Raw genomic sequence first — 11,715 nt, forward strand, 5'->3', positions numbered from 1 at the left:
CAATCAGTTGTACATGAACATGGGTATTACTTCTGAGCCAGAGTTTTTGGCGCCCGTGAGGGCGTCTTCGCGAGCAAGCCCGCTCCCACAAGGGATTTGTGAACGCCACAGGTCCAATGTGGGAGCGGGCTTGCTCGCGAAAGCGCCCGCCCAAACAACACTTGCATCAGCCCATTGCCAATAGTCAGATAGGCCCCAATACCCCAAAAACAATAAATGAGCCCGCCATGCGTCAACTGCCCTCGCTCAACATGCTGCGCGTCTTCGAAGAGGTCGCGCGGCATCGCAGTTTCAGTCAGGCCGCCCTCGGGCTGAACGTCACCCAGGGCGCGGTCAGCCGGCAGATCAAGCAGCTGGAAGATTACCTCGGCGTGGCGCTGTTCATTCGCACGCCCCAGGGCCTGTCGCTGACCGAAGCCGGCACCGCCCTTTCCCCGCACCTGAGCGACGCCTTCGACCACATCGAACGGGCCCTGCAAGCCGTGCGCGTACCCAACCTGCGCCAACGCCTGCGCATCGTCGCACCGCCGACCTGGGCCACGCGCTGGCTGTCGGCGCACCTGCGCGCGTTCTGCCAGCGCTACCCGGACATCAGCCTGAGCGTGACCAACCAGGCCAGCCACGACAACCTCGCCGACAGCGACTGCCACATCCGCTTCGGCCTGGAAGCGGCGACTCATTGCCACAGCCAGTTGCTGGTGATGGAACGGCACATCGCCGTGGCCAGCCCGGAGTTGTTCGTCAACGGTCAGCCGCCCGATCTGCAGCAGTTGCCGTTGCTGCACATCCTGCACAACGGCAAGCGCCTGAAGGTCTGGGAAAACTGGCTGTCGGCCATGGGCCGGGAGGATGTCGATGCCGGCCAGGGCCTGGAATTCAGCACCCTGGACCAAGTGATTCACACCGCACTCGCGGGCGGCGGCCTGGCGGTGATCGACCGGCAGATGATCGAGAAGGAACTGGCCAACGGCAGCCTGTTGCCGATCACCCCCGTTGAGGTGATCGGGCCCTACGGCTATTGGCTGGATGTCGCGAACGACAAGTGGGGGCTGTCGAAGGTCAAGCTGTTTACCGACTGGTTGGGACTGGTCAGCAATCCCTGAACCACCAACATCCCCTGTGGGAGCGGGCTTGCTCGCGAAGGCGGTGTATCCGTCAACATCAATGGCGACTGACACTGCGCGTTCGCGAGCAAGCCCGCTCCCACATTGGGCGCTGTGGCAATTTTCAGATCGGGGTCGCGGCCTTTACCGCGATAGCCACACTCCCCTCCACCGGACTCTGCGCCTTGCAGGCCTGGCTCAACGTCAGGGACTTGGTCTCCGGTGCCCAGGCCCAGGACAGCAAGGCGCCAATCGCCAGGATCGCCGCGAGGATGCCCATGGTCGGGCTCAGGCCGATCCCGGCCACGCTCACGGGCAACAGGAAGGTGCTGATCGCCGAGCCCAAGCGGCTCACCGCCGTCGCCAGGCCGATGCCGCTGGCACGTACTTCGGTGGGGAAGCTCTCGGCCGGGAACACGCCCACCAGGTTACTCACCGCCGACAACACCAGGGTGAACAGGCCGAACACCAGCACCATCAGCCACGCCGCGCTGCCTGGCAGTACTGCCAACAGAAACAGGGCCACGGCAAGAATGATGAACGAGTTGATCAGGAAGCCGCGACGGGTGAACTTGATGGTGCACCAGATGCCGATCAGCGCGCCGAGAATCAACAGCATGTTCAGCATCAGTTCGGTGCCGAAGCCTTCGGCCAGGCCCATCTTCTGCAGGATCGACGGCAGGAAGGTGTAGATGGCGAAGTACGGCATGACGATGCAGACGAAGAACAGGCAGTTGAACGCGGTGCGCTTGCGGTATTCGCGGCTGAACAGTACCGAATAGCCGGAACGGGTTTCGGTGGAGCGGGTTTCGTCGAGCTCGACGTGCGCGCCCAGGTGCTTCTTGACGATGGCGCGCGCCTCGGCGATGCGACCCTGGTTGACCAGCCAGCGCGGCGACTCGGGCGTGCCGATACGGGCAATCAGGATCAACGCCGCCGGGATCGCCGACGAGGCCAGCATCCAGCGCCAGGCATCGTCGCCCAGGCTGAGCATGGCGGTGCCGACGAAGGTGGCGGCGACGTAGCCGAAGGTCCAGATCACGCTGAACGAACCGAGCAACACACCGCGATGTTTGCGCGGTGCGAACTCGGCGAGCATGGCGTGGCCGACACTGAAGTCACCGCCCAGGCCGATGCCGATCAGCACCCGGCACAGGAACAAGGCCATGGCCGATTCGACGTAGAATTGCATGACCGATGCGAGGGTGATCAGCACGAAGCTGACCAGGAAGATTTTCTGCCGGCCGACCTTGTCGGAGATCCAGCCAAAAAACAGACTGCCCAGGAACAGCCCGATCAATGCCGAAGCGCCGATCAGCCCCTGCCAGAAGGCATCGAGCTGCATCTGTGGGCTCAGCAGGGTGAAGGCGATACCGATCAGGCCGAGGATGTAGCCGTCGGTGAAATGCGCGCCGAAGGTCAGGCCGGCGATCTTGAGGTGAAAGCGCCCGATGGGCAGGTCGTCGATTTTTACCGGTTGTACGGACATGTAAGTCTCCCATTGTTGTTATTGACGGAGAAATGAAACCGATAGCGCATGCTTCCAACTGTGGGAGCGGGCTTGCTCGCGAAGGCGATTCAACATTCAACTTTGATGTTGACTGACACACCGCTTTCGCGAGCAAGCCCGCTCCCACATTGAGGGCTCTATGGGGGGAGTCAGAGGCCTCCCATCAGCAGGTACTTGAGCTCCAGGTAGTCATCCAGGCCGTACTTCGAGCCTTCGCGGCCCAGGCCCGATTCCTTGATGCCGCCGAACGGCGCAACCTCGGTGGAGATGAGGCCTTCGTTGATGCCGACCATGCCCGCCTCCAGGCCCTCGGCCATGCGCCACACGCGGCCGATGTCGCGGCTGTAGAAGTAGGCCGACAAACCGTAGGGGGTGTCGTTGGCCCGTTGCAGCACCTCGGCCTCGTCCTTGAAGCGGAAGCACGCGGCCACCGGGCCGAAGGTTTCGTCCTGGGCGATCAGCATGTCAGCGGTCGCTTCGGTGAGAATCGTCGGCTCGAAGAAGGTGCCGCCCAGGGCATGACGACGACCGCCGCAGAGCAACTTGGCGCCTTTCTCCAAGGCATCACCGACATGCAGCTCGACCTTGGCCAACGCCGCGGCGTTGATCAACGGACCTTGCTCCGTGTCGCCTTCCAGCGCATTACCCACGCGCATCGCCGCCACGGCTTCGGCGAGCTTGCCGGTGAAGGCCTCGTAGACGCCGTCCTGGATGAAGAAGCGGTTCACGCACACGCAGGTCTGCCCGGTGTTGCGGAATTTCGAGGCCATGGCGCCTTTGACGGCGGCGTCGATGTCGGCATCGTCGAACACAATGAACGGCGCGTTGCCACCCAGTTCCAGCGAGACCTTTTTCAAGGTGTCCGCCGCCTGACGCATCAGCAATTTGCCGGTGCGGGTGGAGCCGGTGAACGACAGCTTGCGCACGATGCCGGAGGCCTGCAGCGCACCGCCAATCGCCACCGCATCACCGGAGACGACGTTGAACACGCCCGCCGGAATGCCAGCCTGTTCGGCCAGTACCGCCAGGGCAAAGGCCGACAACGGCGTTTCTTCCGACGGTTTGAGGATCATCGTGCACCCTGCCGCCAGGGCCGGGCCGACCTTGCGGGTGACCATGGCCAGCGGGAAGTTCCACGGGGTAATCGCCGCAACCACACCGATGGCTTCCTTGACCACCACGATGCGGGCGTCGGCCTTGTGGCTGGGGATCACATCGCCGTAGGCGCGCTTGGCTTCTTCGGCGAACCACTCCAGGAAACTGGCGGCGTACACCACTTCGCCCATGGCCTCGGCCAGTGGCTTGCCCTGTTCGCGACTGAGCAAGGTGGCCAGGTCCTTCTGGTTGCTCAGCATCAACTCGCCCCAGCGCTTGAGGCGCTGGCTGCGCTCCTTGGCGGTCAGCTTGCGCCAGGCCGGCAAGGCGCGGTGGGCGGCGTCGATGGCCAGGTGGGTTTCTTCGGCGCCGGCCTTTTGCACATCGGCGATCAACTCGCCGGTGGCCGGGTTCAGTACCGGGTAGGTGGCACCGCCGCTGGACCACTGCCCATCGATGAAATTGCCGTGACGGATCAACGCGCTCATGCCACGGCCTCGGTCAGGGTGAAGCGCTCCAGGCCCGGACGGGCCGAACGCAGGATTCGCTTGCCGGCGGTGTAATCGTTGATCACGTCGCACGGGGTGTAGTTGCGCTCCAGTTCGTGCAATTCCTCGGCATCGAGCTGGGTCTCAAGGGCCGCCAGGGCGCTGTCGAATTGCTCGGTGGTGTCGGCACCGACCAGCATGCAATCCACCCCCGGGTGATTGGCCACCCAGGCCTGGGCGATCTGCGCGTTGGACACGCCACGGGCACGGGCCACGCGCTGCACCGAACGGGCGATTTCGAACGAGGCTTCGTCGCTGTACATCTGCTGGGTGAAGAAGTCGGTCTGGTTGCGGGTCGACTGCACGTCGCCGGTCAGCAGGCCACGGGCCAACGGGCTGAACACCGAGACCCCCAGGCCCTGGTCGCGGCAGAACGGGATCATTTCGCGTTCTTCTTCGCGGTAGGCGCAGTTCAGTTGCAGCTGCATGTTGATCGGCTTGACCCATCCATTGCGCTCGCAAGCCATGAGGATTTTCGCCAGTTGCCCGGTGAGCATGGTCGACACGCCGATGTAGCGGGCCTTGCCGGAACGCACGATGTCGTTCATGGCGCTCATGGTCTCTTCGACCGGGGTGTTGACGTCGAAGTAATGCAGCATGAAGACGTCGACGTAATCCATGTCCAGGCGTTTGAGCGAGGCATCGATGCTGTCCATGATGTGCTTGCGCGAATGGCCGCTGGCGTTGATCCCGGCGCGGGTGCCGTAACCGACCTTGGTGGTGATCACCAGGTCTTCGCGACGGGCCAGGCGCTTGACGATGCGCCCTACCACTTCTTCACCGACGCCTGCGGAATAGAAGTCCGCCAGGTCGATGAAATTCACGCCGTTGTCCAGCGCGTGCCTGACGATCGGCTCGCTTTTCTTCTCATCGAAGATCCACGGTTTCCAGTCCGGGGTGCCCATGTTCATGGTGCCCAGGCACAGGCGGGAGACTTGCAGGCCGGAGTTGCCCAAACGGATGTATTGCATGGCGCGGACCTCAGGCTTTTGGCGTGTAGAAAGGGTTGCTGATGTGGTTGACCACATCCTTGAGCTGTGCGGTTTCCGGCTGGCCGGTCAGGGCGGCGCGGATCGCGGTGCGGCAGGCGTTGTAGTTGTTCAGGTACACCGCATCCAGGTCATCACAGGCCGGGTTGACCCAGTTGGCGGTGACGATGGCCCACTCGTCTTCGGCTTCCGGCGGCAAGGTGCCGTCGAGCAGGGCTTCGAGCACAGCCTTGGCGATACCGGCCTGGGACGCACCCCAGGTGGCGTTGCCGTGCAGGTCGCTGCTGATTTCTGCTTTGTTGACGTAAAGGGTCATTGGCTTGACCGGGATATTCGGCTGGGCGATCACCATGAACGGACAATGGCCCTGGCTTGGCGATGCCAGGCTGTTGGCGAACGCCTGGCCGGCCGGGCCGTTGCGCGGGCCGATCAGGATGTTGATGTGCGCGGCGTTCACGCCGGGGCCTTCGAAACCTTCACCGATGTACAGGTCGAGTTCTTTCATCAGTCGTTACTCTTGTCAGGACGCAGAGGGATTTTTGGGTGTCAGCAGCACACGCATGCACGGGGCACGCGATGGCAGGTGTCGGGGTTCGAAGAGCGCAGCAGGACGCTGGCGAGGACGCGGCAGTGATGAATGATCATGGTTGCAAACGCTCTTTTTTGTTGTTGATGAGCTGGTTTGCGATTTTTTAACACTGGCGGTTGGCGGGGCTGTAACCATAAAAAATCATGGGGGTATGACTTCAGGTCATAGCCTGAAAAACGGTAGGCGCCGAGCCTGCTCGGGATGGCGGTGTGTCAGTCAATAAAAGGTCGACTGATACGGCGCCATCGCGAGCAAGCTCGGCTCCTACAGGGGATCGCGGGATGTTCGAGTCATTGGGACATGTTGTCTTTCTTCATCGCGTCTTTGGACATGTTGTCTTTTTTCATGGCGTCCTTGGACATGCCGTCATGCTTCATCGCGTCCTTGGACATCGAATCCTTTTTCATCATCGTGTCTTTTTTCATGCTGTCCTTGGACATGGCGTCCTTGGACATCGAGTCCTTGCTCATGCTGTCGTTACTCATGGTGTCAGCCGCAAAAACACTGGCGGCGCCAACGGCCAGGCACAGGGACAGCGCAACGGTGGTCAACTTTTTCATGATGAATCTCCTTGAAGCACAGGTTGCTGTGGGTGATGTTGCAAGGCGTCGCGTCAGCTGCCACCGAACCAGTTGTAGCCCTGGTCTTCCCAGTAGCCGCCGCTGAAGGTATTGCTGACGAAAATCGCCTGGATGTGTTTGGGGTTCTTGTAGCCAAGCTTGGTGGGCATGCGCAGCTTCATTGGGAAGCCGTATTCGCGCGGCAGTACAGCGCCGTCCCAGGTCAGCGCCAACAGGGTCTGCGCATGCAGCGCGGTGGCCATGTCGATGCTGGTGTAGTAGTCATCAGCGCATTTGAAGCCAACGTATTTGGCATCGGTGTCGGCGCCGACGCGCTTGAGGAAGTCACTGAAGCGCACCCCGCCCCAGCGGCCGATGGCGCTCCAGCCTTCGACGCAGATGTGCCGGGTGATCTGCTCGGTCTGGGCCATGGCGCGCAATTCCTCCAGGCGCCAGCTGCGTTTGTCCGCGACCAGGCCGGTGACTTCCAGGCGATAACTGTCCTCGGCCACCGTGGGCGCTTCGTCGATACCGTAGAAGGCATTGAACGGAAATGGCCGGGTGATCATCGACTCGGGATAGGTCGGCGCCATGGCATTGGGATTGAACAGCCAGCCCTGTACCCGATCGTTGAAGCGCGACATGGATGACAGTGCGGTTTCGACGCTTTCATCGTCGGTCAGGTTGCACCCGGACAACATGGCCACGCCACCGAGGGTCAGGCCGCGCAGCAAGAATGAACGGCGCGAGCGATCTTCGATTTGCGGGGCGAGGATTTTGCGGGCGTCGGTGAGGATTGACGATTCATCCAAGCCTTCGATGCGCTTTTTCATGCGTGCTCCTTGCGACCGACGATCATGGCCAGCAGTGTTTTAGGGACCAGCGCCACCATCAACAGGTGCACTGCCACAAACCCGACCAGCAGCGCCATTGCGATGAAGTGCACATGCCGCGCCGTGTCGTAGCCACCTAGCAATTGGCGCAACAGCGGGAACTGCACCGACTTCCACAACACCAGCCCGGAGACCACCAGCAGCGTGATGTCGAGCATCACGAACAAGTAGGCGAAGCGCTGCACCTGGTTGTAATGGGTGAGGTCGGCGTGACCCAGCCTGCCGCGCAAGGCGGCCCACAGGTCATGCAGCACGCCTTTGGGCGAGACCGGGAAGAAGCGGCGTTTGAGCCGACCGCTGAAGAGGTTGAAGGCGAGATAGACCACGCCGTTGATCGCCAGGAACCACATCGCTGCGAAGTGCCACTGCAAGGCCCCGCCGAGCCAGCCGCCGAGGGTGATCGATGTGGGAAAACTGAATTCGTAGAGAGGTGAAGCGTTGTAGATCCGCCAGCCGCTGGTCACCATCACCAGCACCGCCAGGGCATTGAGCCAGTGGGTGAGCCGCAGCCAGCGGGGGTGGCTGGCCTTGGGTAAAGCCGTTGACTGCGACATGACCGGGCTCCTGAGTTGTTGTTCGTTGGGGCCGAGTATGGGAGCGGCAAGGTCGCCAAATCCTCACGTAAAGTTAAATTAATCGTGATAACTCAGCCGCCCGTCTTCTGTAGGAGCGAGCTCGCTCGCGATGAGCTGGAGCGCGCCGCGGGGCGTCAGGTATCCAGCGTCATCGTTGACGACCATCGCGAGCGAGCTCGCTCCTACAGGGTTTTGTGCTGGTCCGTCGAAGTCACAACTATGGTTAAATGCCGCCCCCGCAAATTGCCGACCCCGACTCGATGAACACTCAAGCCCTCTCGACCCTTCACGACCACTTGCTCACGGCCCTGGCAACGCCCCCGGCCGAAACCCGGCGCCTGTTCCACGGCCGCGGCCGTTGCTGGCCGGGGCTGGAGCAAGTGACCGTGGACTGGTTGCAGGGCGTGGTGCTGGTGGCGCTGTTCAAGGAGCCGCAAGCTTCGCAACTGGAGGACTTGAAGCAGTTGCTGATAACGCTCACGGGGTCAACCCAGTGGGCACAATCCGGCGCCCATACGCTGTTGCTGCAACATCGCTATCTGCTGCAAAGCACCACCGAATGGCTGCTGGGGGACGTCATCGAGGAAATGACCATCACCGAGGGTGGCCTGAATTATCGCGTGGACCTGGGCCGCAAGCAGAACACCGGACTGTTCCTCGACATGCGTTACGGCCGTGACTGGGTGCGGGCCAATGCCGAGGGCAAACGGGTGCTGAACCTGTTCGCCTACACCTGCGGTTTCTCGGTGGCGGCCATCGAAGGTGGCGCGGCTCATGTGGTCAACCTGGACATGTCCAGCCCGGCGCTGAGCCGTGGTCGCGACAACCATCGCCTGAACGACCATGACCTGGGCAAGGTCACGTTCCTGGGCCACGACCTGTTCAAGTCCTGGGGCAAGGTGATCGGCAAGGGCCCGTATGACCTGGTGATCATCGACCCGCCATCGTTTCAGAAAGGCAGTTTCCTGCTGACCAAGGACTACCAGCGCGTCCTGCGCCGCCTGCCGGAACTGCTCAGCCCACAGGGCACGGTGCTGGCGTGCATGAATGACCCGGCATTCGGCGCCGATTTCCTGATCGACGGTGTCACCCGTGAGGCGCCGAGCCTGCGGTTCGAGCAGCGACTGGATAACCCGCCGGAGTTTCCCGATGCCGATCCGGAGTGTGGGTTGAAGGCGTTGGTGTTCAGGCAGTGAGACCGAGGTGCGGCCTTCGCGAGCAAGCCCGCTCCCACCGTTGATCGCATTCATCCTGATGGAACGCGGTCAACGGTGGGAACGGGCCTGCTCGCGAAGGGGCCATCACAGCCGATCAATCAACTTCAGACACACCGACTCATCGCGGCTGCAGCACCAACGCAAACAACTCCCCATGCCCGTTCACATTGAGCTTGTGATAGAGATTGCGCCGATGCACCTTCACCGTCTCCGGTGAAATGCCCATTTGCTGGGCAATCGCCTTGCTGGAAAAGCCTTGCAAAATCAGCCGCGCGGTCTCGATTTCCCGGGCAGTCAGGCGTGCGTCGAAGCGGTCGAGCAGGGTCGCCAGGTCGCCCACCGCCGGTTCCGGGGTCGGACCTTGCGGGGGCAGCAATTGCACATGCCGGCGCATGGCGGCCAGTACCCAGTCGCGCACGCACAGCAGCCGGCCCTGCTCTTGGAGGCTGAAGTGCGTCGAGCGCCCCAGGGACAGACCGACCACCGCGCCGTCGAGGTTGACCATGAACTGCAACTCGTCAGCGCCGACCACCTTGCGGAAGTAGCTGAGGTAGTACTCGCTCTGCTGGAACTGGTCGGACGCCAGGGATTGGAGGCTGTGCAGGCCGTCGGCGATGCCGCTGCACACGGCCAGGTAGAACGGATCGAGCAGGTACATGCCGGCGCTGTAATCGGCCAGTTCATCCTGTTCGTCACCGCTGCCCTTGGAATCGAAGTCGATCAGCAGGCGCGGCACGCGACCAGGCTCCAGCACCGCCACCAGGGCGTTGTCCAGCGGCACCAGCAGGCGCAGGGTATCGACCAGCGCGCGCCAGAAACCGTCCTCACCCACCCTGCCGAACATCCGCGCCAACCCCTGGTGTATCGGCAACTCTTTCAACAACGCGTCCACGCCCTACCCCTTTCGAGTAACCCATGACGGGAATGGGTTATGACCACCCCGATCGATACGCTGCAGGCACCTGAATACCGGTGGCCGCGCCGCATCATGCGGGGTCATTGCGGGTATTTCAATCCGGGGATGACGCCTCCCCTTGTGGGAGCGGGCTTGCTCGCGAAAGCGGTGCGTCAGGCAACACCTATGCCGACAGTCAAAGCGCATTCGCGAGCAAGCCCGCTCCCACAGGGGACGGTGTTTAACCAACGATTTCTGTGTGACGAACTGACGATGAGAACAACAATGAAACCACGTGCCCGCGACCTGAACATCCAATTCGGCCAACTGCAACCCGGCCCGCTCAATGCCATCACCGACGTGCCCGGGGTGCGTGTGGGCCATAGCAATGTGCGGGGCCGCACCGCGCAGGGCCGCGATATCCTGACCGGCGTGACCGTGATCGAACCCCGTGCCGGTTCCGCCAGCGAGCAGCCGTGCTTCGCCGGTGTGCATGTGCTCAACGGCAACGGTGATGCCACGGGGCTGGAGTGGATTCGCGAGGCCGGCCTGTTGACCAGCCCGGTGGCCTTCACCAACACCCACAGCCTGGGTGTGGTGCGCGATGCCTTGATCGTGCTGGACCGCGAGCAGCAACCGGACGACGGGCGGCTGTACTGGAACATGCCGGTGGTACTGGAGACTTTCGATGGCTTGCTCAACGACATCAACGGTTTCCATGTGAAGCTCGAGCACGTGGCCCAGGCCGTCAATTCGGCGGTGGACGGGCCGGTGGCCGAAGGCAATGTCGGCGGCGGCAGCGGTATGATCTGCCACGAATTCAAGGGCGGCATCGGCACGGCCTCGCGCAGGCTCAGCAGTGCCCAGGGCGGCTGGACGGTCGGCGCCATCGTCCAGGCCAACCACGGCATTCGCAACGAGTTGCGCGTCGATGGCTACCCGGTGGGGCGCTACATGGAGCAGGTCGACTCACCGTTTCTCAAGGCCGCCCTGCCCCATCCGGGCATGGGTTCGATCGTGGTCTGCCTGGCCACCGATGCGCCCTTGCTGCCGCACCAGTGCACGCGCCTAGCGCAACGGGCCAGCCTTGGCCTGGCCCGCACCGGAGGGGGTAACGAAGACCACAGCGGCGATATTTTCATTGCCTTCGCCACCGGCAATGCCCAGGTCCCGGCCGCGGCCTATGAGCGCAAACGCGCGCCGACCACCGACCACCTGAGCATGGTCAATAACGATCACATCAGCGAATTGTTCCTGGCGGCCACCGAAGCCGTGGAAGAAGCGATCATCAACGCCCTGCTCGCCGCCGAAACGACCGAAGGTAATGGGCATGGCGTGACGGGGCTGGATGCCCAAGCACTGCTCAAGGCCCTGGGTCAGGCCGGCTGGCCCGGTGGCAGAAGCTGACAATTGTGGGGGGATTAGACTAGCGGTACTTGAGGCCCGCCCCCCTTGTTCCTACGATGAAGATGCGCAGTCGCCTGCTTGTCCAGGCCGTTGCGCAGGTGGTGAGTGCATTGAACCCCTATCAAGCTCACCGCCTGCTTCACGCGCATCTTGAGCCTCAGGGCTCCACTTCTCCCCATCAAAGAGCGTTGAGGCTCTTTTTTAACCCGCATACAAAAAGCCCGGCATTGTCGCCGGGCTTTGTGCATCTGCAGGCGCATCCTGAACCTTGGCCGGGCACGGATAATGGTGGGAGCGGGCTTGCTCGCGAATGCGGTGGGTCAGTCAACATTTG

Annotated in this window: 12 protein-coding genes; 4 read left to right on the plus strand and 8 right to left on the minus strand. The window is 62.4% G+C overall.

The window, feature by feature from the left end:
• The first annotated feature begins 227 nt into the window (after positions 1-227).
• The gene (locus B0W55_RS19540) at positions 228-1,103 is read left to right on the plus strand and encodes a LysR substrate-binding domain-containing protein (RefSeq protein WP_077047557.1); all 876 of its coding nucleotides are present in this window, start codon (positions 228-230) and stop codon (positions 1,101-1,103) included.
• 124 nt (positions 1,104-1,227) lie between these two features.
• Here the strand turns inward: B0W55_RS19540 and B0W55_RS19545 are convergent, their stop codons facing one another.
• The 7 genes from B0W55_RS19545 to B0W55_RS19575 form a co-directional block, all read right to left on the minus strand.
• Complete coding sequence (locus B0W55_RS19545) at positions 1,228-2,592, minus strand: MFS transporter (protein ID WP_077047558.1); 1,365 nt, start codon at positions 2,590-2,592, stop codon at positions 1,228-1,230.
• 170 nt (positions 2,593-2,762) lie between these two features.
• Positions 2,763-4,196 carry an NAD-dependent succinate-semialdehyde dehydrogenase gene (locus B0W55_RS19550; protein WP_077047559.1) on the minus strand — a complete coding sequence of 478 codons (1,434 nt, stop codon included), beginning with the start codon at positions 4,194-4,196 and terminating at the stop codon, positions 2,763-2,765.
• Complete coding sequence (locus tag B0W55_RS19555) at positions 4,193-5,227, minus strand: aldo/keto reductase (RefSeq protein WP_077047560.1); 1,035 nt, start codon at positions 5,225-5,227, stop codon at positions 4,193-4,195. Before B0W55_RS19555 ends, B0W55_RS19550 begins: the two co-directional genes overlap by 4 nt.
• Positions 5,228-5,237: 10 nt before the next feature.
• Entirely contained in the window at positions 5,238-5,750 is a 513-nt protein-coding gene (fae, locus tag B0W55_RS19560; RefSeq protein WP_077047561.1) for a formaldehyde-activating enzyme, read from the minus strand.
• 374 nt (positions 5,751-6,124) lie between these two features.
• Positions 6,125-6,394, minus strand: coding sequence for a pentapeptide MXKDX repeat protein (locus B0W55_RS19565; protein WP_077047562.1), 270 nt, complete (start codon positions 6,392-6,394; stop codon positions 6,125-6,127).
• Between the two features lie 53 nt (positions 6,395-6,447).
• Positions 6,448-7,227: a molybdopterin-dependent oxidoreductase gene (locus B0W55_RS19570; RefSeq protein WP_077047563.1), complete on the minus strand. Its 780-nt coding sequence runs from the start codon at positions 7,225-7,227 to the stop codon at positions 6,448-6,450.
• The gene (locus B0W55_RS19575; protein ID WP_077047564.1) at positions 7,224-7,841 is read right to left on the minus strand and encodes a cytochrome b/b6 domain-containing protein; all 618 of its coding nucleotides are present in this window, start codon (positions 7,839-7,841) and stop codon (positions 7,224-7,226) included. The genes B0W55_RS19570 and B0W55_RS19575 overlap by 4 nt, the downstream gene beginning before the upstream one ends.
• A gap of 281 nt (positions 7,842-8,122) precedes the next feature.
• Between B0W55_RS19575 and B0W55_RS19580 the strand changes: the two genes are divergently transcribed.
• Positions 8,123-9,058 (plus strand): class I SAM-dependent methyltransferase, encoded by a 936-nt coding sequence (locus tag B0W55_RS19580; RefSeq protein WP_077047569.1) that lies wholly within the window; start codon positions 8,123-8,125, stop codon positions 9,056-9,058.
• Between the two features lie 139 nt (positions 9,059-9,197).
• On the opposite strand, the gene B0W55_RS19585 is transcribed toward B0W55_RS19580, so the two are convergent.
• Positions 9,198-9,971, minus strand: a complete 774-nt coding sequence (locus tag B0W55_RS19585; RefSeq protein WP_077047565.1) for a helix-turn-helix transcriptional regulator — start codon at positions 9,969-9,971, stop codon at positions 9,198-9,200.
• A 288-nt stretch (positions 9,972-10,259) separates the two neighbouring features.
• Between B0W55_RS19585 and B0W55_RS19595 the strand changes: the two genes are divergently transcribed.
• On the plus strand, positions 10,260-11,381 hold the full coding sequence (locus B0W55_RS19595) for a P1 family peptidase (protein ID WP_077047567.1): 1,122 nt from the start codon (positions 10,260-10,262) through the stop codon (positions 11,379-11,381).
• A 56-nt stretch (positions 11,382-11,437) separates the two neighbouring features.
• Positions 11,438-11,715: hypothetical protein (locus B0W55_RS30975; protein WP_218189766.1), on the plus strand; the 278-nt coding region annotated here is incomplete at its 3' end.

Source organism: Pseudomonas sp. KK4 (assembly GCF_001984065.1).
GTDB lineage: Bacteria > Pseudomonadota > Gammaproteobacteria > Pseudomonadales > Pseudomonadaceae > Aquipseudomonas.